Source organism: Mesorhizobium sp. M0140, assembly GCF_040322475.1.
Classification (GTDB): domain Bacteria; phylum Pseudomonadota; class Alphaproteobacteria; order Rhizobiales; family Rhizobiaceae; genus Mesorhizobium.
On sequence record NZ_JAMYTM010000024.1, the window covers coordinates 63,354 to 87,302 of the forward strand.

The 23,949-nt window shown below is 64.0% G+C and carries 26 protein-coding genes and 1 pseudogene; all 27 read right to left on the reverse strand.

Annotated elements, in window-relative coordinates:
- Positions 1-11: 11 nt before the first annotated feature.
- A pseudogene (locus NKJ37_RS22625) lies at positions 12-1,654 on the reverse strand (MFS transporter).
- 229 nt (positions 1,655-1,883) lie between these two features.
- Positions 1,884-2,150 carry a flagellar biosynthesis protein FliQ gene (gene fliQ / locus NKJ37_RS22630; protein ID WP_013529773.1) on the reverse strand — a complete coding sequence of 89 codons (267 nt, stop codon included), beginning with the start codon at positions 2,148-2,150 and terminating at the stop codon, positions 1,884-1,886.
- Between the two features lie 24 nt (positions 2,151-2,174).
- The gene (gene flgD, locus NKJ37_RS22635; RefSeq protein WP_013529774.1) at positions 2,175-2,582 is read right to left on the reverse strand and encodes a flagellar hook assembly protein FlgD; all 408 of its coding nucleotides are present in this window, start codon (positions 2,580-2,582) and stop codon (positions 2,175-2,177) included.
- Positions 2,582-3,025 (reverse strand): flagellar biosynthesis repressor FlbT, encoded by a 444-nt coding sequence (gene flbT / locus NKJ37_RS22640; RefSeq protein ID WP_352775067.1) that lies wholly within the window; start codon positions 3,023-3,025, stop codon positions 2,582-2,584. Before flbT ends, flgD begins: the two co-directional genes overlap by 1 nt.
- Positions 3,022-3,369 carry a flagellar biosynthesis regulator FlaF gene (gene flaF, locus NKJ37_RS22645; RefSeq protein WP_023810018.1) on the reverse strand — a complete coding sequence of 116 codons (348 nt, stop codon included), beginning with the start codon at positions 3,367-3,369 and terminating at the stop codon, positions 3,022-3,024. The genes flbT and flaF overlap by 4 nt, the downstream gene beginning before the upstream one ends.
- A gap of 31 nt (positions 3,370-3,400) precedes the next feature.
- Entirely contained in the window at positions 3,401-4,444 is a 1,044-nt protein-coding gene (locus tag NKJ37_RS22650; RefSeq protein WP_352775069.1) for a flagellar hook-associated family protein, read from the reverse strand.
- 4 nt (positions 4,445-4,448) lie between these two features.
- On the reverse strand, positions 4,449-5,903 hold the full coding sequence (flgK, locus tag NKJ37_RS22655) for a flagellar hook-associated protein FlgK (protein WP_352441894.1): 1,455 nt from the start codon (positions 5,901-5,903) through the stop codon (positions 4,449-4,451).
- 27 nt (positions 5,904-5,930) lie between these two features.
- Entirely contained in the window at positions 5,931-7,187 is a 1,257-nt protein-coding gene (locus NKJ37_RS22660; RefSeq protein ID WP_256745508.1) for a flagellar hook protein FlgE, read from the reverse strand.
- Between the two features lie 79 nt (positions 7,188-7,266).
- Positions 7,267-7,935: a response regulator transcription factor gene (locus tag NKJ37_RS22665; RefSeq protein WP_013529780.1), complete on the reverse strand. Its 669-nt coding sequence runs from the start codon at positions 7,933-7,935 to the stop codon at positions 7,267-7,269.
- A 222-nt stretch (positions 7,936-8,157) separates the two neighbouring features.
- On the reverse strand, positions 8,158-8,745 hold the full coding sequence (locus NKJ37_RS22670; RefSeq protein ID WP_050592657.1) for a transglycosylase SLT domain-containing protein: 588 nt from the start codon (positions 8,743-8,745) through the stop codon (positions 8,158-8,160).
- Positions 8,675-9,781, reverse strand: a complete 1,107-nt coding sequence (fliK, locus tag NKJ37_RS22675) for a flagellar hook-length control protein FliK (protein WP_352775073.1) — start codon at positions 9,779-9,781, stop codon at positions 8,675-8,677. Before fliK ends, NKJ37_RS22670 begins: the two co-directional genes overlap by 71 nt.
- Before the next feature lie 263 nt (positions 9,782-10,044).
- A complete protein-coding gene (locus NKJ37_RS22680) occupies positions 10,045-11,424 on the reverse strand; it encodes a MotC family chemotaxis protein (RefSeq protein ID WP_352441897.1) in 1,380 nt (459 codons plus the stop codon).
- Positions 11,421-12,755: a MotB family protein gene (locus NKJ37_RS22685; RefSeq protein WP_023810012.1), complete on the reverse strand. Its 1,335-nt coding sequence runs from the start codon at positions 12,753-12,755 to the stop codon at positions 11,421-11,423. The genes NKJ37_RS22680 and NKJ37_RS22685 overlap by 4 nt, the downstream gene beginning before the upstream one ends.
- A complete protein-coding gene (locus NKJ37_RS22690; RefSeq protein ID WP_023810011.1) occupies positions 12,752-13,378 on the reverse strand; it encodes a hypothetical protein in 627 nt (208 codons plus the stop codon). Before NKJ37_RS22690 ends, NKJ37_RS22685 begins: the two co-directional genes overlap by 4 nt.
- A gap of 3 nt (positions 13,379-13,381) precedes the next feature.
- Entirely contained in the window at positions 13,382-15,028 is a 1,647-nt protein-coding gene (fliF, locus tag NKJ37_RS22695; protein ID WP_352775076.1) for a flagellar basal-body MS-ring/collar protein FliF, read from the reverse strand.
- A 123-nt stretch (positions 15,029-15,151) separates the two neighbouring features.
- Complete coding sequence (locus NKJ37_RS22700; RefSeq protein ID WP_127290416.1) at positions 15,152-16,216, reverse strand: flagellin N-terminal helical domain-containing protein; 1,065 nt, start codon at positions 16,214-16,216, stop codon at positions 15,152-15,154.
- Between the two features lie 267 nt (positions 16,217-16,483).
- Positions 16,484-17,470 carry a flagellin N-terminal helical domain-containing protein gene (locus tag NKJ37_RS22705; RefSeq protein WP_023810008.1) on the reverse strand — a complete coding sequence of 329 codons (987 nt, stop codon included), beginning with the start codon at positions 17,468-17,470 and terminating at the stop codon, positions 16,484-16,486.
- A gap of 198 nt (positions 17,471-17,668) precedes the next feature.
- Entirely contained in the window at positions 17,669-18,400 is a 732-nt protein-coding gene (gene fliP, locus NKJ37_RS22710; RefSeq protein ID WP_128304917.1) for a flagellar type III secretion system pore protein FliP, read from the reverse strand.
- The gene (locus NKJ37_RS22715) at positions 18,397-18,891 is read right to left on the reverse strand and encodes a flagellar basal body-associated FliL family protein (protein WP_352733656.1); all 495 of its coding nucleotides are present in this window, start codon (positions 18,889-18,891) and stop codon (positions 18,397-18,399) included. Before NKJ37_RS22715 ends, fliP begins: the two co-directional genes overlap by 4 nt.
- Before the next feature lie 17 nt (positions 18,892-18,908).
- Positions 18,909-19,616 (reverse strand): flagellar basal body L-ring protein FlgH, encoded by a 708-nt coding sequence (gene flgH, locus NKJ37_RS22720; RefSeq protein ID WP_127290408.1) that lies wholly within the window; start codon positions 19,614-19,616, stop codon positions 18,909-18,911.
- Positions 19,613-20,197: a MotE family protein gene (locus NKJ37_RS22725; protein ID WP_027038251.1), complete on the reverse strand. Its 585-nt coding sequence runs from the start codon at positions 20,195-20,197 to the stop codon at positions 19,613-19,615. The genes flgH and NKJ37_RS22725 overlap by 4 nt, the downstream gene beginning before the upstream one ends.
- A 9-nt stretch (positions 20,198-20,206) precedes the next feature.
- Positions 20,207-21,448: a flagellar basal body P-ring protein FlgI gene (locus NKJ37_RS22730; protein ID WP_023810004.1), complete on the reverse strand. Its 1,242-nt coding sequence runs from the start codon at positions 21,446-21,448 to the stop codon at positions 20,207-20,209.
- On the reverse strand, positions 21,445-21,972 hold the full coding sequence (gene flgA / locus NKJ37_RS22735; protein WP_031212802.1) for a flagellar basal body P-ring formation chaperone FlgA: 528 nt from the start codon (positions 21,970-21,972) through the stop codon (positions 21,445-21,447). The genes NKJ37_RS22730 and flgA overlap by 4 nt, the downstream gene beginning before the upstream one ends.
- Positions 21,973-21,975: 3 nt before the next feature.
- Entirely contained in the window at positions 21,976-22,764 is a 789-nt protein-coding gene (gene flgG / locus NKJ37_RS22740; RefSeq protein WP_013529795.1) for a flagellar basal-body rod protein FlgG, read from the reverse strand.
- Positions 22,765-22,775: 11 nt separating this feature from the next.
- The gene (gene fliE / locus NKJ37_RS22745) at positions 22,776-23,102 is read right to left on the reverse strand and encodes a flagellar hook-basal body complex protein FliE (RefSeq protein WP_023810002.1); all 327 of its coding nucleotides are present in this window, start codon (positions 23,100-23,102) and stop codon (positions 22,776-22,778) included.
- Positions 23,102-23,518, reverse strand: coding sequence for a flagellar basal body rod protein FlgC (gene flgC / locus NKJ37_RS22750; protein ID WP_013529797.1), 417 nt, complete (start codon positions 23,516-23,518; stop codon positions 23,102-23,104). The genes fliE and flgC overlap by 1 nt, the downstream gene beginning before the upstream one ends.
- Positions 23,519-23,520: 2 nt before the next feature.
- Positions 23,521-23,901: a flagellar basal body rod protein FlgB gene (flgB, locus tag NKJ37_RS22755; protein WP_352775081.1), complete on the reverse strand. Its 381-nt coding sequence runs from the start codon at positions 23,899-23,901 to the stop codon at positions 23,521-23,523.
- Positions 23,902-23,949: the final 48 nt, after the last annotated feature.

A 23,949-nucleotide genomic window follows, 5' to 3' on the forward strand; every position in this document is an offset into this window, starting at 1 on the left:
GTTGCGGAGCCCTAATGCTCGATAGGTCCCTTGGCCATCACAAGCGCTGTGCCCGCAGTGGTCGGGCGTTCGATCATGCGTCGCACGCGCGGCGGTTCGTCGCCGCTGTGCAGGGCCGCACGCGTTCGCCGATGACGGCATCAGCATGGGTGATGCGTCCATTGTGCCTGATATATTCGATCCAGGTCGGCGTGTGATAATGCTCGATCCATACGGTGGGATTCTCGAGATCGCGTGCCAGCGTCCAGTTGCGGGCGCCGTCACGACGGCGGATGCGGCCGCGTTCGGCCATGATGGCGAGGAACTCCGGTTCGTCCTCGTGCCGGATCACATACTCGATCATGATGGCGATGGGACCACTGCGCGGCTTCAGGTCAAGCGCAAGGTGCGGTTCCTTGAAGCGATTGAGCGGGTCGAGGTTGAGCACCTGCTGTTGCGGCAGCGGGAGCAAAAGGCCGATGGCGCCGCCGGCCAGCATGGCGACGCTGGCTGCGATCAGCGCGGTTTCAGCGCCGTGCGCATCGGCGACGACACCCCAGATCCAGCTGCCGAGCGCGATGCCGCCGAAAGTCGCGGTCTGGTAGACCGACAGCACCCGGCCGACCACCCAGCGCGGCGTCGCCATCTGCACCGTGACGTTGAAATGCGAAAGCGCGATCACCCAGCAGGCGCCGCCGACAAGCAGGCCGAGCGACGTCTGCCAGGCATGCTGGCTGACGGCGGCATTGAAGGCGCAGACGGCGAAGCCGGCGAAGGCACAGCGCACCATCGTCTCGCTGGAGAGCAGCTGCCGCAGCCTGACGCTGATCAAGGCGCCGCCGACCGCGCCGATGCCGAAGGCGCCGAGCATGATGCCATAGGTCAGCGCATCGCCCTTGACGACATCGCGCGCCACCAGAGGCAGCAACGCAAGCACAGCGCCTGCACTGAAGCCGAACGCAGCTCCCCTGACCAGCACCTTGCCGATGTTGGGCGACATGGCGACATAGCGCAGGCCGGCGCCCATGGCGGCCCCCAGCGACTCGCGCGGCAAGGTCGACATGGGCACGTCCGGCTTCCAGCGCGCCAGCACGACGATCAGGCCGATATAGCTCACCGCGTTCGCCGCGAAGGCGGCCGCCGCACCGGCCGCGGCGACAATGATGCCGCCGATCGCCGGACCGACGCTGCGCGTCAGGTTAAAGCCCATCGAATTGAGGGCGACGGCCGCCGGCACCTTGTTGCGGGGTACGATATCGCCGACGGAGGCTTGCCATGACGGGCTGTTGAGCGCGGTGCCGCTGTCGATCAGGAAGGTGAAGGCAAGCAGCGTCCATGGCGTGATCAGGCCGGAATAAGTGAACACGGTCAGGAGCACCGACACCACCAGCATGAAGGTCTGGGCGACCAGCATCACCTTGCGCCGGTCGAAACTGTCGGCGATGGCGCCGGCTACGAGTGCAAACAGCATGATCGGCAAGGTGGTCGAAGCCTGGACCAGGGCCACCTGATAGGGCGAGGTGGCGATCGTGGTCATCATCCAGGCGGCGCCGACACCCTGGATCAGGCCACCGAAATTCGAGACGAGACTTGCGCCCCATACGGCGCGGAAAATGCCGTGACGGAAGGGCGCCAGCGCCGAGACGCTCTCGCTGTCCGGCTTTTCGTCAATCATTTGGGGTTCCTGCCATGTCGTGCCTGCTCGTCAGACAATCCGTTTGCGCAGACCGTTTGCCGAAAGTAGGGCATGGCGCCGCAAAGGGCAAAAAAGCTCATGGTCCAACAATGGGATAGAGGCGGTCCAGGCCTTGTCCGCCGTGAGTCCGGAGGTGCCGCGGGGATCGGCGGCTCTGTCTTCAGACAATTGCGAACGGCATGCCGCGGCACACCATCCTGGAACAGGTTCAGAATCCGTTCTGGATGCGCTCGAAGATGACGTTGGTGAAGGCCGATATCTGGCTGCCGATGAAGGGGCCGGTCAGCGCCACCACCAGCATGATGGCGACGATTTTCGGCACAAAGGTCAAGGTGATCTCCTGCACCTGCGTCAGCGCCTGGATGAGGGCGATGCCGATGCCGACCACCATGGCGACCAGCACCACCGGAGCCGACGCGACGAGCACCGTCCACACCGCATACTGGACGATGTCGAGAGCGTCGGCCTCATTCATGGGACTGGCTCTCTGCCGAAAGCGTCAGCTTGCTGCCTTGACCGAAACTCCCGGACCGACCGCGACTTCGGTGCCGTTCTGCAGCACGGCGATGAGACCGTTGCTGGCGAGGCGCACCGAAGCCACGGTGCCCGTCGTCAGGCCGTCGGCGGAGGTTATCGAGCGCCCGATCAGTGCGTCGGCCTGCGACAGCGCCGAGGACTGCATGATCTGATTGAGCTTGGTGTTGGTCTGCACCGATTGCTCGACCTGAGAGAAGGTGGCGAGCTGGGCGACATATTGCGTCGAATCCATCGGCTTGGTTGGATCCTGGTTCTTCATCTCGGCGATCAGAAGCTTCAGGAACGACTGGTAGTCGACCGCTGTCTTCGAGGTCGACGCCGTGGCCTGATTGGCGCCGGTCGGAATCGTCGTCGTCATGTCCACGTTCATCAGTATCGTGCTCCCACGGCCAGCGGGCGCTCGGCACCCGAAATATCGTCATTACCACCCAGCGCGCGGCGTTCGAGCGGATAAAGCGCGCGGATCGCCTTCAGCGCCTCGTAGATATGATCCTCGCCGACCATGCGGTCGATCTGTTTCAGCGCGCTGCAGATCTGGGTGTCCTCGAAGCTTGCCAGAAGCAGCGGCAGCGAACGGCGGAACATGTCGCGCGCGGCGGCGGCGCCCGCCGGGTTCATCAGCATGACCTGCAGGATGAAATAGAGCTGCTTGAGCGGCGTCGAGGCATCGTCAGCCTGAATCACGTGGCTTTCGAGCAGGAACTGGACGTCGTTCATCAATTCGACGGTGACCTTGCGGTCGACCCGGATGACGGCGCCGTTGATGTAGATCTTTTCGTTCGGCTTCAGCGATATCTTCAGCGTGTTGGTCATTGAATGCCGTCCCTGATGATCTGGGACACCTCGATCAACCCTTCGAAATTGTTGGTGCGGCCCTGCCGGATGTCCTCCGCCTCGCGCAGCAGCCACAGGCCGATGGAAATGAGATTGGCGCGCAGCTCCTTGGGCAGGGCGTTGTCGCTGGAGCCAAGATCCTCGACGAAGGCGGTCCAGACGCGGTTGGTGAAGTGAAGCGCCTCGATCGCCTCCATCGAATCGTGGCCGGCCGCTGCTGCCGCCGCCAGCATGTCGATCGAGCGGGTCAGAAGCTCCCGCTCGCGGTCCTTCGCGTCGGCAACGGAGTTGCTCTGGATGTCGGCGTAGGAGAATTGGTACATCGTTGGGGCTCTACCGTTCCGTTAAGCGTTGTCAGGTCAGGTAATTCAACAGGCTGAGCTGCTGCAGGCGTGCGGTCAACGCGAAAGACGTTTCGATGTGCTGTGTCAGGTCCGCGACCCGTGTCGCGGCTGCCGCCGGATCGACGGCTTCCAGATCGAGAATGTGCCGTTCGAAAAGGTCGACCTGCGTTTTCATCCGATCGTTGGCATCGGAAACCCGCTTCTGGACGATGCCGGTCTCGGATTGAAGCTGACCAATGCCGCTCAGCGCTTCGCCAACCAATGTGGTGGAGCGGCTGACAACCGTATTCTTCGCCGCCTGGCTGATGTTGCTGGACATCAGGCTGCTGACCATGGCTGCCGCCATGGCGAGTTTTTGAATGCCATCGCTGTTGGCGCTGGTCGAAGTCGGTGTGGTTTCGTTGAGTGCGATGCGGCTGACGATCTGCTGGTCGGTGGCGTTCGACCAGTTGCCTTGCCAACCCGCACCCGTGAACTGCGGCGCGACATCATTGGTGATGAAATCGTCCATCTGGGCAGCCGTGATGTTGGCCGCTGCCGGGTCGTCCTGGGTGAAACCGAAATTGGTGAGGAAAGCGGTATCGAATGCAGCCTTGGCAGGAGAGCCGGCAGCGGTGAAATCGTTGATCGGCTTGACGTCTGTGTTGGTGCCGGCAAACAGATATTCACCATTGACGCTGGTGTTGAGGATCGAGGTCAGCTGCTGGATGGTCGCCTTGCCGGAGTCCCGGGTGAGGCTGTTGGACGAGTCGCTCGAGGAAGCGGTGGTCAGGGCGGACAGAAAGGTCTGCGCGGCGGTGGAGAGCTGTCCAAGCGAGGTCTGCGTCGAGGAAAGCCGGGCGCCGACAAGGCCGTTGGAATCGATGATGACGTTGAGCCGGTCAAGATCGCGCTGGAAGGTGACGGCCTGGGTGGTGCGCCCACCGAGAGCCAGGCCGACGTCGGCGACCCGGCCCGTCGAGGATTCTTTGGTGGCTTTGACGAGTTCGGCCTGCATGCGCATCTGCTGGGAGCGCATGGCATTGGAGATTGCGGCCGAGGAGACTGAAGTCATGGAATTATCCCACCGCGTTGAGCAAGGCCGTCAACATGTCGTCGACGGTTTTCATCATCCGGGCTGATGCCTGGTAGGTGTGTTCGAGGTCGAGCAGCAGCGACATTTCCTGGTCGACATTGACCCCGGTCGCGTTGGACAGCGCCTCGGCGCTGCGCGATGCCAGTGCTTCCTTGGCGTCGGAGGCGGTCGAAGCCTGCTGGCGCACGCTCTCGAACCAACCGATCGAACTGGCGGCGTAGTCGGATACGCTGGAGGTTGCCGAAACGCCGGCGGCGGGGTCGAAAGTCATCGGCTGGTCGAGCCGGTCACCATAGGCAACCAGAAGGGTGGAATAGGACGCGCCGCCGCCCGTGTTGGCGACATAGGCAGCACCATTGGCGCCGCCGTCGCGCAGCAGCGTCGGGTTGCCGCCGGTGCTCGGGTCCATCGCTGCATTGACGCTGATGGACGCGGCAAGGCCGGTGACCAGCGTGCCGGCGGCCGGCACGGCCGGCGCTCCCGACCAGGTGAACAGGCCGGCGGCATTGGCCATCGAGGGTGCGGTCTCGGCAAAAGCGGTGATCAGGCCACGCGCGGTCTCATCGAGCTGGCTCTGCATGGTCGAGGCGACGCCGTCGCGCAATTGCAGCAGGCCGGCAAGCGTGCCGCTGGCGCTGGTGTTGCCGCCGGCTCCCGCCGAGATCGGCACGTTGTCGATGTAAACGGCATTGCCGGCGGCACCCGCGGTATAGCCTGCCGACGCCGCGAAGGTGACCGTGCGCGGTATCGTCTCGAACAAAGTCGTGCCGTCACCGGTGGTGATGACCATGTCATTGTCGCCTCGCGTGAAGGTCGACACCGGGACATAGTTCGAAATCTTCTTCAAAAGCGCGTCGCGCTGGTCGAGCGCATCGGAAACGTCGGTGCCGGAACGGGTTCCGGACATGACGGCCGTGTTGGCATCCTGGAATTGGCCGAGCAGCGAGTTCAGGTCATCGACGGCCGTGGCGATCTGGCCGTCGGTCTGGGTGCGGAAATCCTGGACTGCCTTGGAGCCCTCATTGAGCGAGCGCACGACCTGCTTGGCGGCGTCGATGACCGAGGCGCCGAGGTTCTGGTTCGACGGCGAGGTGGCGTAGAGCTGCAGCGCCTGCTGCAGGTTGGCGATCGCGGTCGAGGGCGAGGACGCATTGTCGACGCCATTGACCGCAACGCCCAGCTGATCCATGCCGCTGTAGAGCGCGTTCTGCCCGCTCCAGGCCGACAGCGCGCCGAGATTCTGGCGAAACAAAAGCTCGTTGGCTGCGCGCTGGATATCGACCGAACGCGCGCCCGGCGCCGTGCTGGTGACGACGGCCTGACGCCGTGAATAGTCCGGGTTGGAGGCGTCGGCCACGTTGCGCGAGACAACGCTGGTCTGTCGCGCGGTGTTCATAAGCGCCGACTGGGCGATACTCAATGCGGTAGACAGTGACATGCGGGTCTTTCGCGGGCGACGCCCGTCTTATCTCTTCAGGTTGACAAGGACGTCCATCAGATCGGAACCGGTCTGGAAGACTTTCGAATTGGCGGTGTAGCTGCGCTGCGCCGCGATCATGTTGGTCAGCTCTTCGGCGATGTCGACGTTGGAATTCTCGAGCGCGCCGGAGATGATGGAGCCGAGCTTGCCTTCATTGGCAAAGCCGACACGAACCGCGCCGGACTCGGTGCCCTGCGAATAGACGTTGCCAGGCAGCGCGGTGAGCTGATCCGGGCTCTGTACGTCAGCCAGCGGGATCTTGTAGAGCGGCTTGGTGGAGCCGTCCTTGTACTGCGCGTAGATGGTGCCGTCCTTGCTGATCTGAACCTTGTCGATGGTGCTCGGCGCGTTGCCGTTGACCTGGGCGTCGGAAACCGTGAAGCCGGCGCCAAGCTGGGTCAGCGCAGACAGATCGAGCGAAAAGGCGGCGCCGTTGGGCACGGTGAGGGAGACGCTGTCAACGGCGCCGGTGAGCTTGCCAGTGGTGGCGTCGAACGTCAGGTTGGCCGAGCCCAGCGCGCCGCCGGTATAGGGGAATGCTGTCCCGGCCGTGGCCTGAGACTGATCGAAGACCGAGACCTGCCAGGTGCCGGCGCCGGTGTTGGTGAAATAGACGTCGAGCAGCTTCTTGTTGCCGAGATTGTCGTAGGCAACCATGGAGGATTTTGAGGTGTACTGCGCGCCGACAGCATTGGTGGTGGGCAGATTGCCGGCGGCGATCGGGGTCGCGCCGGCCGGCAGGTTGCCGGCATAGCTGCCCTCAGTGCTCGGTGTTGCAGTCATTCCCTGGTCTGAGATGACAACCGGGACCAACCCCTCGAAGCCATTGACCGTCGCTGCCGGTACGCCGTTGTCGTAGCTGTACGCCATCAGCTGGAAGCCGGCCGAGTTGACCAGTCTGCCTTGACCGTCGGGAACGAAAGCGCCGGCCCGGGTCAGGTAGGGGGTGCCGCTCGGATCCTGAACGACAAAGAAGCCATCGCCGCTGACGGCAAGGTCGGAAACCGAGGTCGTGTATTGAAGCACACCCGGATCGCTGACCGCCTGGCGGATCGTCGTGGTGACGCCGCCGGAATTGTAGGCACCGCCGGTCGACGGCATGACCAGCGTCGAGAATTCGGCGGAGGAGCGCTTGTAGCCGGTGGTGTCGGAATTGGCGATGTTGTCGGCGACCGTCGATAGGCGGTTTGCCTGGGCGTTCATGCCGGAAACGCCGGTCCGCATCATTCCGTAGAGGCTCATCGAAACGTCTCCGCTGTGTCCATGCTGCTGGCTACGAGGCTACGCATGTTTTCTTGCGCGAGGCTGGCGCGGCGCTGCATCAGAAGACGAGCCGGTAGCCGAGGAAACGCTTGGAATCGATCGGGTCGGTGCCCAGCTTCTCGCGCAGCTTCTTGCGCAGTTTGCTGATGTGGCTTTCCACCACGTTCTCTTCGACCTCTTCGTCGAAGATGCCGTAGATGGCGTTGAAAACCTGGGTCTTGGTGACGCGGCGCCCGCGATTGCTCGCCAGATATTCGAGGATGCGGCGTTCACGGCGCGGCAGGGGGAGGGGCTGACCGTCGATCTCGGGGTCGCGGCCGTCCATGAAGATGCGCATGGCGCCGATCTCAGTATAGGCGACGTCTTCCTGGGCGCGGCGGCGGATGGCGGTGATGCGGGCCAGGATCTCGCGGATATGGACGGGCTTGCGAATGACGTCGTCGACGCCGCTCTCGAACAACCGCAGCGTGTTCTCCAGCGAATGCTGTTCGCTGAGCGCAATCACCGGGGCGCCGGTGCGGTCGCGGATCTGGCGCGGAGAGATGGAACCCTCGCGGCAGTCGCCGATGAGGAAGGCCCTGACCGAGCGCAGATCGGTGTCCGCGGCCGAGTTCACCCACTCACCGAATTCGCCGGACGCAAAGCCTGCACAGGCGATGCCCTCACGATCGAAAAGTGAATTGTATCCCTCTGTTACGAGCTCGCGCTCGTCAACGATCACAATCATCGGCCCCGCCTTCCGAATCAAATCATTTGCCCCGTGAAGAGAGGCGTATCCGCTGGCGGGAATCCTGAACAACCGTCATTTCTTGTAGCTAGTTTCTTGGGAGTCTGGAATCGTATCGGTTGCATTAGCGGGCGGCCAGATGTGCTTTCGGCGGCAAGGTATGATCAAGTCAAACCAACAATTCGGGTTGTACGGTTGGTCTATTAGTAACGGGAAATGCGCTTACGGGTTGCAGAAGCCGCGGGCGTTCGCGGTCCATTTTCCAAAGCCGGTGGCGACCATGTTGGCAATGACGCGGCAGACATAGATCTTCTGCGCCGGGTCGTTGTCGGGACCGGCATGATAGCGGGCAACGGCCATCGACCAGGTCTCGTGACGGGCATGAAGGCTGGCCAGGAAGCGCGCCGCATAGTCGACGTTCTGGCGTGGGTCGAGCATGTCCTCGACGCTGCGAAAATGCGATGCGTGATAGTGGTGATTGATCTGCATGCAGCCCAGATCGATCAGGGTCTTGCCCTCGCGCCGGGCATTGGCGAAGGCGGCAAGGGCCTCGGTCCGGCTCCTCGGAAAGACTGCTTTTCCTTCTATATTCAAGGCATTGGGTTGAAGGCTGCCCTTGTTTCCGGTCTCCGTCAGGCCAACAGCATAGAGGATGCCGGCGGGCACGCCATAACGATCGGCGGCGCGCAGGATCTCCGGCTCGCAGGGGTTGGCCGCGGCTGCGGCGGCGTTTGCCGCGCTAGATAAAGATATCGCCGCCAGCGCGCTCGCGAGCAGGCGAAGTGCCGCGGCCGTAGTCCTGCGCGTCATCGTTGCGTTTCCCTGAGGATTGCTGGCCCGGTTGCTGGCCGCCGGCTCCACCATTGCCGCTGCCCGAATTCCCCGGTTGAAAGGATGCTGGATCGCGGCCTGTCGCCGCCGCCATAGGAGCGGTTGCATCCGTCCGGGTTGTAGCGGGAGCTGCTACCGAAGGTTGCAGTATCGTGACCTTGTCAACCTCAAAGCCGAGCCCCCGCAGTGACTTGACGATGGCCTCGCTGTCGGCGGACAGCCGACGATAAGCGTCGTGCGTTTCAGGCTTCAGCTCAATCGAAAGTTGTTCCCCGGAGAGGCGAAGATTGGCCGTCACCATGCCGAGTTCGGCTGGGTGGAGTTCGATCTTCAACACATGTGTCGGAACGGCAACAGAGCTGGCCAGATGGGTGGTCGTGGGTGAGGCTGAAAGCGCCTTTTGCGGCCCGGCGTCGGCGGCTATGGCGTTGATCACATTGAGGGCTGCCTGGCTGATGGGACTTTGCGGCGGTGCGGGGAAACTCCGTTCCGACACCACGTCGATGCGCGCAGTGGACAGGGACTGTTTTCCCGCTTCTGGACGCATCGAGGACTGGACATCCTCGATGCTCTTCATCGCATTCGCGGTGTGCTTCGACCGCACGCCGGGCACATCGGCGGCCGGTGCGTCCGACAGCTTCTGGGCCGCCGCAGCGGCGTCGCGTTTTGGCGCGCTGGAGGCAGCGCTCGGCGACTGACCGTCAAGCGCCGTCAAAGGTCCGTCGACGATCGACGCCTGCTCCGGCTTCGACATGGTTTCGAGTGCTTCGCGTCCGCCCGCGGCTTTTGGCCGGTAGGTCTTTGGCAGTGAAGCCTGCCCATCGAGCGCCGGGTCCGACGGATTCTCGCCGGTGGCCGTATTGCCCCCGGCTGCCTTGGCCGTTGTCGCGAAATGCCGCAGGTCATGAAACGCGATCAGCAGCGGCAGGTCGTCCTGAAGCGGCCCGGCATCCGGCGCCGTATCTTCAGCGTCGGCCTTCGCGTTTTCTTCCAAATCGTCCTTGCCGGTTTTCACGTTTGCCACTTTGGCCGAGATGGTCCTTCCGGGCTCGGCCGTTGCCGGTTCGGCCTTGGCGTCATGCCCGGCAAGGCCGGCAGCGAGCTTGCTCCAGCGCTGGTCGCGCGATCCCGCCTCTGTCGACGGCTGCCGTTCCGGGCGGGCATCGTCGCGCAGCATCTTGCCGAAGCCGGCGTCATCGTTCCTGCCGTTCGCGGCAGGCTGCTCCGACGTCGCGCGCGTGGAGGCAAATCCTGGCAAGGCCGAGCCGAGGCTGGTGGTCATTTTGGGGCGGCTCCAAGCATCTGGTCGATCAGGTCGAGCTGTCGACGTGTTCTGGTCATGGCGGCGTCGGTCGGATCGGCGGGCTCTGGACCGGCTGCGGGCGACAGTGCCGACGCCGGCATGACAGTCGCAGGCTCGGCGGATGCCGCTGCTGCCATGTCCGGGGCATTGGCGGCTGGTCCGCCGGAGGCCGCGGTGACGGCGGGTTGCTCCGAGATGGCGCCTTCGACCGGTGGCAGGCCACTGTCATCGGCGCCTTGCGCCGTGGCGATCTCGGGCACCGGCTGTGCCGCGGCGGCAGGAACTGGGGCAGGCTTTTCCGCCGGAAGGGCGGTGGGCGGCGCGACGACCTCGCCGGCAATGGCCTGCGCGGCGTCGAGCAAAGCGCGGTCGCCCTCCGACAGCCGGCTGCGGTCGATCTTGCCGAGCTTGGCGCGAACGTCCTCGATTGTACCCGAGGTGACGGTGGAAAGGCTGGCATAGAGCAGGGCGCGTGGATCGTCCTGATTGGTGTTGCCGTCGCGGCCCTGTTCCGCCCGCGCCGAAGCGAAGGCCGACAAGTCGTTCAGGCCGTCTATCGCGGCCCGGCGGGCGATGCGCAGATAGATCACCTTCTCGCGCTCGGGATCCATCATCGAGGTGATGTCGCCCAGCTTGTCCTGGCTGATCGACATGTGCAGCGCGATGACGCCGGAGACGAAGGAGTCGGCGAACTGGCTGGCATAGGGCGAATAGAGATAGCGCTCGACATATTGGGTGGAAGCAAGGGCGAAGCGTGCCGCGTCGCCTTGCGCGACTGCAAGGCCAACCGAACGGCGAAGTGCCGCTTCCTCGACCAGCGTGCCGGGGCTGAGCAATCTTGCCTCGTCGAGCAGACGGAGTGCGGTCGCCGGTTGATCGCCGGCAAGCAGTGAGCCTTTGACCAGGGCGAGGAAGGCGCCGAGATCCGGAGGCAGCGCCATGGGATCGATCGGCCTCAAGGCTTCGATAGCCTCGCCGGGCCGGCCGTTGAGGTAATCAATCACGCCTTTGGCGATGGCAAGGCTTTGCGGGTCCGTCGTAGCGCGCGACGTGGCCGCTTCGACGGTCACCGGGTTGCCGCCGCTCATGCCATAGACAAGCAGAGCTCGAAAGTTCTTGGGATCCTTGTAGTCCTCGGCATTCGCCGCCCGCAGGCGCGCATCTGCCATCTCCAGCAGCTTGGCTTGCATCGGCAGGGCGGCATGATCGCCGGCGGCTATGCGGTCCTGGATGAGTTGCAGCGAGCGCACCAACTGATACGGCTGCAGCGTATCCTGGGCGAAACCGGTCGACGGGTGTCCGCCGGCCAGCAGCAACAGGCCAATCAACCGGCGGGTGACGGCCGCTCGCTTCATCCGCCGGTCGCCATCAGGATCTCGATGCGGCGGTTCGCGGCCGCCAATGGATCGGCTGCTATTTTCGGCTGGCGGTCGGCGAAGCCGGCGACCTCGGTGATGCGGCGTTCGTCGACGCCGCCGCGCACGAGCATGTAGTAGGCGGAATGCGCGCGCGCCGTCGACAGGCGCCAATTGTCGTAGCTGTCGCCGCGGAACGGCCGGGCGTCGGTGTGGCCGTTGATGCTGATGGTGCCCTTCTGGCTGTTGACGATGCGGCCGATCTTCTCCATCGCCAGCACCAGTTCGCGTCTCGGCAATGCCGAGCCGACCTCGAACATGCCGAAGTCGAGCTGGTCGGTGATCGAGATGACGACCCCCTTGTCGGTGGCTTCGACCGAGACGCCGTCGTGCAGCTTGTCGCCGGGCTTGAAGGCATCGGCCAGTTGCCGCTTGACGTCGGCCGCTGCCTTGACGGCAGCCGCGGTTGGCGCCTTCTCGCCGACGTCAGGCTTGGTGGCGTTTTGCGTCGCGGCTTTCGCTCCGCCCGCGACCGTGGTGCCGTCCGGTTTGGTCTCGCCGGCCATTGCCGTGGCAGGGTTCGCGGCCTGCTTGCCGGTCGCGTCCTTAGCCAGCGGCTCGAGCGGTGCCGCGACAGGCGGCACGGCTTTGACTTTGAGCACTTGCGTTTCGGCGGTCTTGTCGCCGGGCTTGGCCGGATCGCCCTCGATCTTGGTGCGCTCGGCGCTGGCCTCGGCGCCGGGCGCCGCGACCTGCTGCGACCAGAAATCCGGCTCGAAGGGATCGCGGTAGGAGGCGCCACCGGAGGCGCCGGTAGCCGGTCCGGCAGCCTGCACGCCGCCGTCGCCTTTCTGGCTGACATTCTGCATGACGCCGGTATCCGCGGCGATTTCCGAAAGCACCGCGTAGGGGTCGGCGAAGAGATGATCGTCGGTGCGTTCCGCCTGCTGCGGCTCCTGCTTGTCCTGCTTGCGGTCCGACGCGCCCGCGCCGGCATTGCCGTTCTGTCCGGCTTTGCTGGTCGCCTCTTGCGGATCGTCGGCCGTCAGCCCCATGGCGCGCGGGCCGTCGCCGAGATCCTCCAGGCCCTTGCGGCTCGAATTGCGGTCGACCAGCTTGACCGGGTTGAAGTAGCTGGCGACGGCTGCCTTGGTCTGCTCGTTGGCGGCGTTGATCAGCCACATGACCAGGAAGAAGCACATCATGGCCGTCATGAAGTCGGCGAAGGCGATCTTCCAGACGCCGCCATGGTGGGCTTCGTCATGGTCGTCATGACTGCGCCGCACGATGATGATCTCGTGGCGGCCGTGATCGGCGTCGGCGACGCTCATGCCAGGACCTCCGAGAGGGTCGTCGACCATTCGGCCATGCGCGTCTCGAACACCGCCTCGTCGATGGCGACGGTCAGGTCGAAGCCTGGCGCCTCGACAAAATCGAGATTGGCGGCGCGGGGTCCGAGCGACGCCTTCAGTGTTTCGAACATCGAGAGCGGGCCGCGCACGACGATGCGCACCGCTTCGGCATCGCCAACCGCTTCGCGAACGGCGCCGGCCAACGCATCGATCGAACGTTTCTGCAGATCGTCGCTGACGATGCCGCCGATGATGCGGGCGACCGTGGCGGCGACAAGTCCGGTCACGCGCGCCTCCATCGCATCGATGCGCAACGAGACAGCCTTGCCGACATCGTCGCCGAGGCTTTCGAGAAATATCCTTGCTTCCTCGGCACTGGCCTGGCGTTCGGCTTCGAGCGCGGCGTCATGCGCAGCCGACAGGCGGACCTCCAGCGCTGCCTCCGCCTGGGCAACCGCCTCGGCGATCAGCGTGCCGATATCGGCTTGTGGCGCCGGCGTCTCGGGCTTGTGGTCGGGATCGACTGCTGCCCGGGGCTGGCCGGCGCGTTGCGCGCGCGTCCCGAAATCGGGCAGAAGGTCGAAGAGGGCTACGGAGGGCATGGTTTACACCGCCACTTCCTGGGCAGCCCATTTGCGCAGGATCTGCGCGGTGCGCTCCTCGTTGAGATCGACCATCCTGGCAAGCCTGTCCTGCGGCGCCGGCCGGATCTTCTGGCGAAGATCGTCGAGCGGCGTGGGGCCTGGGCGTGTGCCTGGCAAGGTCCCGATCGCGGCACTGTCGGTGGCCGCCATTGCCTCCGGCGTCGGCAGCGAGCGCTGGACGTCGTCGAAGCTGGGACCTGCCAGGGCCGGAGTAGCCTTTGCCGTCAGCGCCGCGGCCATCGGCCTCAGGCCGAAGAAGGCGACCAGGAACACCACGACGATGAAGGCACCGGCATTGATCATCGTGCCGGCATGCTGGCCGATAGAATCGAGCATTCCCGCCTGCGGGATCGCCTCGCCATCCAGGCCGTCGATGAACTCGACCGCCGAGACGTCGATGATGTCGCCGCGCTTTTCGTCCAGGCCGGTGGCGGACGTGACCATCTTCTGGATCTCGGCGACGCGCTTGGCGATCTGCTCCGGCGTGGCGTCCTTGCCGAGGATGGCCGTCAGCCGCTGCTGGTTGACAACCACGGCAATCGACATCTTGGTGACGGTGTAACCGTTGGAGACCGTGGCGATCTTCTTGGAATTGATCTCGTAGTTGGTGATCTCTTCCCTGCGGTCGTTCTGCGAGGAGGATTGCGGACCATCGGTGGCGGTTGCCTGGGTCTCGGGCAGGTTCTGCTCGACGCTGGCCGGAGTGGAAGCCTGCTTCTGGTTGTTGTTCTCGTTGGCCCGCACCGACTGCACCGAGCGTTCGACGCGGGAATTCGGATCGAAGATGGTCTCTTCCGTCTGGCGGGTGTCGGTGTTGACCTCGGCCTTGACGCTGGCGCGGAAATTGTCGGGGCCGAGATAGGCCGTCAGCGCACGGCGGATGTTGTCTCCGATCTGCGCCTCGACGGTCTGCTCGACGCCGAGCGTGCGGGCGGCGCTGGTGTTGGAAGGGTCGTCGCCCGCGGCCAGCAGATTGCCGCTGGAATCGAGAACGGTCACCTTGTCGGCCGACAGGCCGGGAACGGCGGCGGCGACGAGATGGCGGATCGACATGGCGCTCTTCTCGGCGTCGATGCCGGCGTAGCGGATGACCACGGAAGCGGAGGGCTGCTGCTCGTCGCGGCGAAAATTGGCGCGTTCGGACATGACGATGTGGACCCGCGCAGCCTTGATGCCCGATATCGACTGGATGGTGCGGGCGATCTCGCCTTCAAGCGCGCGCACGCGGGTGATCTGCTGCATGAAGGAGGTGAGGCCGAGCGAGCCGACATTGTCGAACAATTCGTAGCCGGCATTGGCGCTGGTCGGCAGGCCCTTTTCGGCAAGCAGCATGCGGGCTTGAGCGGTGGTGCCGGCCGGCACCAGAACCGAGGTCCCATCGGCGCCGACATCGAAACCGATACCGGCTTCGCCCAGCACCAGGCCGATCTGGTTCACGTCGGCACGGTCTAGTCCCACATAGAGCGTGTCGTAGGCGGGGCGGTTGAGATAGACCGAGGCGATGCCGATTACGCCCATCACCAGAATGGCGATGCCCGCCAGCATGGCGAGGCGCTTCACGCCAAACCCGCGGAGATTCGAGATGATGCTCTGGATCTGTTCCGGCACGGTTCAACGACTCCCAGCATGATTGTCCGCTGGAACTCTAGTCTTCGAAGCTTGTGCGAAAATGAAATCGGGCCGCGCTTGCGGCGCGGCCCGATTATCTGATGGGAAGGTGGGCGCCCGTGATCAGCTCTTGAACAGTGACAGGATCGACTGCGAGGCGGCGTTGGCGATCGACAATGCCTGGATGCCGAGCTGCTGCTGCACCTGCAGGGCCTGGAGGCGGGTCGATTCCTTGTTCATGTCGGCATCGACGAGCTGGCCGACGCCGCGGTCGATGGAGTCCATCAAGCTCTGGGTAAAGGTCTTCTGCAGGTCGATGCTGCTCTTGGCCGAGCCGAGGATGGTGGCGGAGTCGGTCAGTTGAGCCATGACCTTGTCCATCCTGGTTACCATCTGCGTGATGATGTCGTCGGTTACCCCTGGGGCCGTGATGTCGAGGTTATAGGCGGAAATATTGTCGACCTTGGCGACCGCTCCCGCCGCCGTCTGGCCGGCGGTGTTCGCGGCGATATCCGTTCCTCCGCCCGCGATCACGCCAGCATAGGCGTTATCGTACAGGGTCTGGGCGGCGCCCGTGGAATAGATGGAGGTTTTGCGATCGAGGGTTCCGGAATTCTTGACCTCGGCGGCGAGGCCGTAGTCGAAAAGCTTGGTGCCCTCGACATCGATGTTGATCGTTCCGATCGACACTGCGCCGGATGAGGAGCGATTGAATGAGGACACGATCTGCGAGTCGGGCTGAACGCCATCATTGGGGGCGGCAGTCTGCTTGGAGGTCACCGCCAGGAAATTCGAGCCGGAGAAGGTCGCCGCATCGGCAAACGACTTCATCTGCGTCTGAAGCGCCTTGATCTCGGTCTGGGTTTTTGCCTTGGCGGCATCCGTCTGACCGACCATGGACAGCACCTTGGTCTTGATCTGCCCGATCGTTGTCAGCACATTGTTCATGCCGGTGTAAGCGGCGTCGACCTTCGAGGCGCCGAGGCCGAGTGCATCCTGCACGGTCGACAGGGCCGCGTTGTCGGAGCGCATCGTGGTGGCGATCGACCAGTAGGCGGCGTTGTCCGAGGCCTGCGAGACCCGGTAACCGGTCGATATGCGGGCCTGCGTCTGTTCAAGCGACTTGTTGGTGGCGCTGAGGCTTTGAAGTGCGGTTAACGCCGAAGCGTTGGTCATGATGCTCGCCAAGAAAGTCGCTCCTTCTCAAAAGCCGACATGCTCAGACATGCCGGATGGGCCTGTTCAACGGGTGGCATCGTGCCGGTCGGACCGATTCGCCAACTGTCGTAAGCTATTGGTTAACCATAACTAGCGCGGCATGGTTAACAGCCTGTTAAAAGCTGGCTTTTGAGAGTTAAGCATCGAGGGTTGCGTGGGGCTGGAGCAAAACGCAAATCGGGCCGCGCTTTTTGGGCGGCCCGATTTTTAGTGCGAACTGTGGTTGAGCGAAGGCGATTAGCCGCGGAAGAGCGACAGGATCGACTGCGACGAACCGTTGGCGATCGACAGCGCCTGGATGCCGAGCTGCTGCTGGACCTGCAGGGCCTGCAGACGGGTCGATTCCTTGTTCATGTCCGCATCGACGAGCTGGCCGACACCGCGATCGATGGAGTCCATCAGGTTCGAGGTGAAGGTCTTCTGCAGGTCGATACTGCTCTTGGCGGCGCCGAGCGTGGTGGCGGCGTTGGTCATGGCCTTGAGCGCGGCGTCGACGACGTTCATCTGCTGCGCGATCTGGCTATCGCTGGCAGCCGTGCCACCCGAAAAGATAGTGAGCGAGGCAACCGAATAGGTGTCGGTTGCCGCTGCTGCAGCACCCAGGGTGGGGTTCGAGGCCGTGGCAACAGCAGCGCCCGTGGTGCCGAGGCGAGCCGTGTCGAGAATACCCTTGGCGGTTGGTGCCGCGCCGGCATCGTACAGCTTGATGCTTTCCACATTGACATCGATCGTCGAGATCGAAGCCGCGCCGGTCGCGTCGCGGTTGAAGGCCGAAACAATCTTCACGTCGGCCGCGGTGCCTGTCGCAGTGGACACCGAAAGCATGTTGGTGCCGGAGAAGGTGGCGCCATCGGCGTAGGCCTTCAACTGGTTCTGAAGGGCGGCGATTTCGACCTGGGTCTTTTCCTTGGAGGCGTCCGTCTGGCCGTAGGACGCGACCAGCTTGGTCTTGATCTGGTTGATGGTATCGATCGCGCTACTCATGCCGGTATAGGCTGTGTCGACCTTGGAGGCGCCGAGGCCGAGAGCGTCCGAAACGGTGGACATTGCCTGGTTGTCGGAGCGCATCGTGGTGGCGATCGACCAGTAGGCGGCGTTGTCCGAAGCCTGCGAGACCTTGTAGCCGGTCGAGATGCGGGCCTGGGTGTCGGTGAGGGATTTGCTGGTGGCGTTGAGGCTCTGCAGGGCCGTCAATGCGGCGCTGTTCGTCATGATGCTGGACATGGTACTCGTACCTTGATTTTACAGGTATTTTTTACATACCGGCTCTACCGGTATGACGGTGCGGCATCATGCCCATGATCTCTCAAAATCGATCACCCGCCATCTGCGAGCGAATATGCGGGCAAGTCCCTACCAAAGGGCTAAACCGGACGGTTAATCGAAAATATATTGCTGGGATTTCGAGCCGGCGCGGCAGGATCAGTTGAAGGAGCGCACCAGGCTGCCGACAAGCAGGTTCCAGCCGTCGATCAGGACGAAGAACAGGATCTTGAACGGCAGCGACACCACTGTCGGCGGCAGCATCATCATGCCCATCGCCATGGTGATCGTGGCGACGATCAGGTCGATGACCAGGAATGGCAGCACGATCAGGAAGCCGATCTCGAAACCGCGCCGGATCTCCGAGATCATGAAGGCCGGCACCAGGATGCGCAGGTCGACGGTGTCACGCGAAACGGTCTGGCCGCGCTCGCGGGCGAGGTCGGCGAAGAGGTCGAAATCTTTGTCACGCACATTGTGCAGCATGAAGGTGCGGAACGGGTCCGAAATCTTGTCGAAGGCTTCGGTCTGGGTGATCTGGTTGTCCATCAGCGGCTTGACGCCGGTGTTCCAGGCCTGATCGAAGGTCGGCGCCATGACATAGAAGGTCATGAACAGCGACAGCGAAATCAGGATGAGGTTTGCCGGTGTCGACTGCAGGCCGATGCCGGCGCGCAGGATCGAGAAGGCGATGACGAAACGGGTGAAGCTGGTCACCATGATCAGCAGGCCTGGCGCCACCGACAGAACGGTCAGCAGGCCGAACATCTGGATGATGTAGCCGACGGTGGTGCCGTCAGCCTTGCCGATGCCGCCGAGATCGAGTTGCTGGGCCGCCGCGATGGAGGTGGCGGCGGCGATCATGGCCGTGGCGAGAAGGAGTTTTCTCATTCGAGCAGCAATGTCCTGATGAGTACCTGTTTGGCGTGACCCTGGCTGCGGATCGCGGCGCGGTCTTCGAGGTCGGCCTTCAGGTGCTGGTAGCCGCTGGCGCCCTCGATCTGATGCATCTTCAACGTGCGCACCAGGGCCAGAAGGTCCTGGTGGATGTCATCCGACATTGCCTGTGGCTGCGGCGCGTCATAGACGATGGACACCTCCATCCTGATCCAGGTGCCGGCAGGCGAGGCGATGTTGGTGGTGATCGGCGCCAGCACGACAAGCATCGGGCCCAGGCCTGGCTGCTCGGCCGCGGCGGGCTGCATGATCTTGCCTTCGTTCTCAGGCGCGACCGGTACCGAAGCCGGTGCGCCAACGCCTTTGAGATAACCGCCGGACATCCAGCCCATGCCAATGGCGGCCGCCGTCACAAGCAGCAGCAGGCCGGCCTGGATGGCAGGGGAGGGACCCTTGCGTGGCTGAACCTGTTCGATATTTGCCACGGCGCCCTGCTCCGATCCTAGAACGGAAGAACCTGGTCGAGAATCTGCTGGCCGTAGGCAGGCTGCTGGACCTCGGTGATGCGACCGCGTCCGCCGTAGGAGATGCGGGCCTCGGCGATGCGTTCGTAGGGGATGGTGTTTTCGGCGCCGATATCGGCCGGCCGCACGATGCCGGCGAGCGTCAGCACCCTGAGCTCGGCGTTGACGCGCACTTCCTGCGATCCGGTGATCATCAGATTGCCGTTGGGCAGCACATCGGTGACGATCGCCGCGACATTGAGCTCAAGCGTCTCCGAGCGCTTGATCTCGCCGTCGGCGGTCGTGTCCGTGGTGGAGCTGAGAGCCCCAGCGCCCTTGCCGGCGGTGCTCCACTTGTCCCACTGCGCGCTGAGGTCGTAACCGAGCTTGCGATTGGCGGTGCGGCTCCTGTCGTTCTGGTTCTTGAAGTTGGCTCGATCGTTGATCTTGATCTTGACCGTCAGGATGTCGCCCTGGGACAGCGCCCGCGGGTCGGTGAACAGCCGGCTCTGGCGGTCGTCCCACAACGAGAATTTCTTGACCGGCGCGGGCGGCGTTTGCGGATAGCGATAGAGGGAGCCAGTGCTGCCGCCATCGATGCCGGAGCCGACCGGGGACAGGGCCGGCTCCCTGCCGACCTCCTTGAGGTTGGTTCCGCAACCCGACAGCACGGTGACCGCGCACAGGACAAGCATTTTCCGGATCATGACGGATCTACCCTTCGGGCTGCGCTGGCCATAATGCCGGTGAGCGTCGCCGCCGCCTTCTGGTCCATTTCGTTGAGGATGACGCTCGCCTTGCGTGAATCGAGCTTCATCAATATGGCCGCAGCCAGATCGGCGTTGACGATGGCCAGCCGCTCGGCGGCGGCGTCGGGTTTCATGCCGGCGTAGATCTGGACGACGCCGTCCTCGGCCCGGGCCAGGAAAACCTCGCGCCGCTTCAGCCAGGTCTCGTATTCAGCTTTCTTTGCATCGAGAGCTTTCATGCGCTCGTCAATGCCGGCCTGGAGCTGCTTCAGCTCCTCCGCCTGCAGGACATAGCGGCGGTCGCGGGCGGCGTCGGCGATGTTTGAGCAGAAGCGCTCGATCTCGCTTTGGTCCGGCGCCTTTTCCCGTGTCAATTGCTGCGGCGCCGCTGCCACCGGTGCTCCCGGCAGAACCTGGCGGACCGTCTCCTCGCCGCGTGCGGTGTCGCCGGCAAAGGGCAGCGCCGCGAGAATAGCGGTCGCAAGCAGGATCGCGGCTTTGCGGTGTCTGCCGTCATGGCGTGGGAAGGAGCGCGTCATCGGCATCGCCTATTGCAGAACCAGGTCGGCCTGCAGGGCCCCGGCCGACTTGATGCCCTGCAAAATGGCGATGATGCCGTCCGGCTTGACCCCGAGGCGGTTGAGGCCGGAAACGAGGGTTTGGAGATCGGGTCCGTCAAGCACGGCAACGCGGGCGTCGGGCCGGCTGGCGTCGATGGCGGTGAACGGTTCGATGGCGGTCTCGCCCTTGGAGAAGGGCTCGGGCTGGACCACGCGCGGCGCTTCGGTGATGCGCACGGTGAGCGTGCCGTGGCTGATGGCGACCCGCGAGATCTTGACGTCATTGCCGATGACGATGGTGCCGGTGCGCTCGTCGATGACGACACGGGCCGGCGTGTCGGATTCGACCACCAAATTCTCGATTTCGGCATAGAAGCGCGCCGCCGAGACACCTTTCGGCCTTCTGATCTGCACGGTGCGCGAATCGCGCTCCGCCGCCACCCGCATGCCGAAGCGCTGGCCGGTGTAATCGTTGATGGCGTCCGCGATGCGGATAGCGGTCGAGAAATCGGGATTGCGCAGTTGCAGCGTCAGGATCGCCTGATCGTCGAACTCGGCCTGGACAGCGCGCTCCACGATGGCGCCGTTCGGCACGCGGCCGGAGGTCGGCACGCCTTGCGTCAGTTGCTCGGCCTGTCCCTGGGCGGTAAAGCCGGACACGATGACCGAGCCCTGGCCGACGGCATAGATCTCGCCGTCCGCTGCCTTCAGCGGCGTCATGATCAGCGTGCCGCCGGAAAGCGAGGTCGCGTCGCCCATCGAGGAGACGTCGATGTCGATGCGGGCGCCCGACTGCACGTAGGGCGGCATGTTGGCGGTGACGATGACGGCGGCGACATTCTTGGCGCGTGCACTGCCGCCTTCGGTGGCGATGCCGAGGTTTTCGAGCATCGCGCGGATAGACTGTTCGGTGAATGGCGAGTTGCGCAGGCTGTCGCCCGATCCGGCAAGGCCGATCACCAGGCCGTAGCCGACGAGCTGATTGTCGCGCGAGCTCTGCAGCTGGGCGATGTCCTTGATGCGCGAGGCGACCTGGCCCGGCGGCAGCGAACTCGGCCCGGTCGACACCCGGAACATGCGGCTGGTGGTGGCCGGATCATATTCGGGATCGTTGTAGACGCCGCCATTCTTGGCGGCGAGCTCGCGCTTGGCCTTCGGCGTCAGGCCGTCGGCCAGCGCCGGCTGCAGGCCAAGCACGGCTGCCAGTATCAGGGTAAGCCCGCGCATCATGAAGCGCTGACCTGGATGGTTCCATCCGCCATCACCGTGCCGGACAGGACTTTGCCGCTGTCGATGTTGCGAACCTTGACGAGGTCGCCCGCGGCTCCCGGCTGCAGCGTCACGGCGGTGGCCGAGATCGTCAGCCCGCCGGCGATGAAGAAGATCTGCACGGAAGCACCCTGTTCGACCAGCCAGGCCTCGCGGATGGCGGTGGAGGGAATGTAGCGGCCGGGCAGCAACGTGCGCTTGGCGACCTTGCCATCCAGTTCCTCGACCCGTGTGGCGACCGCCTCTGGCTTGTGCTTGCCGACGATAAGGGTGACCTGTTTCAGGGCAGCCAGGTTGATGGTCTCGCCGGGATAGATAACCCGGCTCGGAATAAGCACCACCTCGCCGACAGCTTGATTGCTGGCGATCCGGGTGGCCGACTGGTTGGCCGATTCCTGGGCAAAAGCCGGCATCGTGCCGGTCACCAGCGCAAGGACGAGCGCGCTGCGGCGGAATGCGGACAGGAGGCCGGGCGTCGACATCATGCGTTACCTGATGTTCTTGGAGACCACGGAGGCCATGTCGTCGGCGGCCTGGATGACCTTGGAGTTCATCTCATAGGCGCGCTGCGCCGAGATCAGCTCGGTGATTTCCTTGACCGGGTCGACGTTGGAGGCTTCGAGATAGCCCTGCTGGATGGTGGCGAAGCCTGGATCGCCAGGCACGCCGACATTGGCTGGCCCCGAAGCCGTGGTTTCCTGGAACAGATTGTCGCCGAGCGGCGCCAGGCCGGCCTCGTTGGCGAAATTGGCGATCTGAAGCTGACCGAGGTTCTGCAGGTCGGTCTGGCCGTCGATGCGGGCGAAGACCTGGCCGGTCTTGTTGACGATGACCTCGACGGCATCCACGGGGACGTTGATTGCCGGAATGACGGCAGCGCCGTCGACCGTCACCAGCTGGCCGGTGGCGTTGGTGTTGAGAGCGCCGGCGCGGCTGTAGAGCGTGCCGCCGTCGGCACCCTCGATCTGAAACCAGCCCCTGCCGGTCAGCGCCAGGTCGAAACTGTTGCCGGTGCTGGTCAGTTCGCCCTGTGTGTGCACGTTGCGCACGGCCGTCGTCTTGACGCCGAGGCCGATCGAGACGCCCTCCGGCACCAGCGAGGCGTTGGAGCGGTTGGGCACGCCTTGCGTGCGGTCGACCTGATAGAGCAGGTCGGAGAATTCGGCACGGGCGCGCTTGTAGCCGGTGGTGTTGATGTTGGCGATGTTGTTGGCGATGACTTCCAGATTTGTCTGCTGGGCATTCATGCCGGTGGCGGCGATGGCAAGTGCTTTCATGGCGGAATTCCTCAGATGCCCATTCGACTGACTTCGAGATACGCGGAAACCACCTTGTCGCGGATGGCGACGGCGGTCTGAAGCGCCTGCTGCGCGCTCATCACGGCGTCGACCACCTGACGGGTGTCGGCGTCGCCCTTGAGCGCCTGCATCGATACCTGCTCGGCATTCTGCATCGTGTCGACGGTCTTGGAGGCTGCCTGGCTCAGCGCCTCGGCAAAGGAGGTGCCGACATTGCCGCCGGCCGAGGGTGTTGCGCCGCCCTGGAGCAGGCTTGTCGCCGTGTCATCGCCGCCGATCGACGGCTTGAACTGAAGGGCTCCGATACCGCTGATCATTACTGGTTCCTCATCAGGTCGATGGTCATGGAAATCAGGTCACGGGCCTGCTTGACGACCTGAAGGTTGGCCTCGTAGGAGCGGTTGGCCTCGGTCATGTCGGCCATTTCGATCAGCACGTTGACGTTGGGCATCTTGACGTAGCCCTTCTCGTCGGCTGCCTCGTTGCCGGGCTGGAACTCGACTGGAAAGTCACTGGGATCTCGATCGATCGAGTTCACTGCAACCGTTGAACTGCCGGAGGCCCGGTCAAGCTCGGAGACGAAGCTGATGGTCTTGCGGCGATAAGGATCGGAGCCGGGCGCGGTGCCGGTCGACTGGGCGTTGGCGAGGTTTTCGGAAACCACGCGCAGGCGCTCCGACTGGGCGCCGAGGCCGGATGCTGCGACTTTGAGGGCTGCGGTCAGTGCGTCCATGGTCAGCTCTTCACCGCCATCATCATCATCGTATGAAACGCCTTGACGATCGCCGTGTTGAGTTCGAAGGAGCGGCGCACCTCGCCGGCTTTCAGCAACTGGTCTTCCAGAACGACGGAGTTCTTGGACGGCATGACGACGCCGTCATCCTCCTGCGGCTTGATGGTGAAGCCGGCATTGCTCGCTGCATTGCCGAGATGGCCGGCCTGGGTGGCCTGCAGCGATACGGCGGCGCGGTCGAGCACCTTTTCGAATGGCTCGACGTCGTTTGCCGTATAACCCGGCGTGTTGGCATTGGCGATGTTGCCGGCGACTGCCGACTGGCGCACGGCCAGCCATTGCGCTTGCTTGGCGGCGAGATCGAAAAGGGAAACGGGCTCCATGGGAATCTCCGAGCAGGTACCCAGAGACTAGGCCGCCAGTCTTGCGCG

Bases quoted from the DNA above. Each gene is read 5' to 3' on its own strand.
- flgC (WP_013529797.1), bottom strand. From the start codon at position 23,518: ATGGACGCACTGACCGCAGCCCTCAAAGTCGCAGCATCCGGCCTCGGC.
- fliE (WP_023810002.1), bottom strand. From the start codon at position 23,102: ATGATCAGCGGTATCGGAGCCCTTCAGTTCAAGCCGTCGATCGGCGGC.
- flgD (WP_013529774.1), bottom strand. From the start codon at position 2,582: ATGAACGTGGACATGACGACGACGATTCCGACCGGCGCCAATCAGGCC.
- flgA (WP_031212802.1), bottom strand. From the start codon at position 21,972: ATGATGTCGACGCCCGGCCTCCTGTCCGCATTCCGCCGCAGCGCGCTC.
- flgK (WP_352441894.1), bottom strand. From the start codon at position 5,903: ATGTCACTGTCTACCGCATTGAGTATCGCCCAGTCGGCGCTTATGAAC.
- NKJ37_RS22690 (WP_023810011.1), bottom strand. From the start codon at position 13,378: ATGCCCTCCGTAGCCCTCTTCGACCTTCTGCCCGATTTCGGGACGCGC.
- NKJ37_RS22670 (WP_050592657.1), bottom strand. From the start codon at position 8,745: ATGACGCGCAGGACTACGGCCGCGGCACTTCGCCTGCTCGCGAGCGCG.
- NKJ37_RS22650 (WP_352775069.1), bottom strand. From the start codon at position 4,444: ATGACTTCAGTCTCCTCGGCCGCAATCTCCAATGCCATGCGCTCCCAG.
- NKJ37_RS22725 (WP_027038251.1), bottom strand. From the start codon at position 20,197: ATGACGCGCTCCTTCCCACGCCATGACGGCAGACACCGCAAAGCCGCG.
- NKJ37_RS22665 (WP_013529780.1), bottom strand. From the start codon at position 7,935: ATGATTGTGATCGTTGACGAGCGCGAGCTCGTAACAGAGGGATACAAT.
- flgH (WP_127290408.1), bottom strand. From the start codon at position 19,616: ATGATCCGGAAAATGCTTGTCCTGTGCGCGGTCACCGTGCTGTCGGGT.
- flbT (WP_352775067.1), bottom strand. From the start codon at position 3,025: ATGACCAACACGCTGAAGATATCGCTGAAGCCGAACGAAAAGATCTAC.
- NKJ37_RS22705 (WP_023810008.1), bottom strand. From the start codon at position 17,470: ATGTCCAGCATCATGACGAACAGCGCCGCATTGACGGCCCTGCAGAGC.
- flgB (WP_352775081.1), bottom strand. From the start codon at position 23,901: ATGGAGCCCGTTTCCCTTTTCGATCTCGCCGCCAAGCAAGCGCAATGG.
- flgG (WP_013529795.1), bottom strand. From the start codon at position 22,764: ATGAAAGCACTTGCCATCGCCGCCACCGGCATGAATGCCCAGCAGACA.
- NKJ37_RS22730 (WP_023810004.1), bottom strand. From the start codon at position 21,448: ATGATGCGCGGGCTTACCCTGATACTGGCAGCCGTGCTTGGCCTGCAG.
- flaF (WP_023810018.1), bottom strand. From the start codon at position 3,369: ATGTACCAATTCTCCTACGCCGACATCCAGAGCAACTCCGTTGCCGAC.
- fliP (WP_128304917.1), bottom strand. From the start codon at position 18,400: ATGAGAAAACTCCTTCTCGCCACGGCCATGATCGCCGCCGCCACCTCC.
- NKJ37_RS22685 (WP_023810012.1), bottom strand. From the start codon at position 12,755: ATGAGCGTCGCCGACGCCGATCACGGCCGCCACGAGATCATCATCGTG.
- NKJ37_RS22660 (WP_256745508.1), bottom strand. From the start codon at position 7,187: ATGAGCCTCTACGGAATGATGCGGACCGGCGTTTCCGGCATGAACGCC.
- NKJ37_RS22680 (WP_352441897.1), bottom strand. From the start codon at position 11,424: ATGAAGCGAGCGGCCGTCACCCGCCGGTTGATTGGCCTGTTGCTGCTG.
- fliQ (WP_013529773.1), bottom strand. From the start codon at position 2,150: ATGAATGAGGCCGACGCTCTCGACATCGTCCAGTATGCGGTGTGGACG.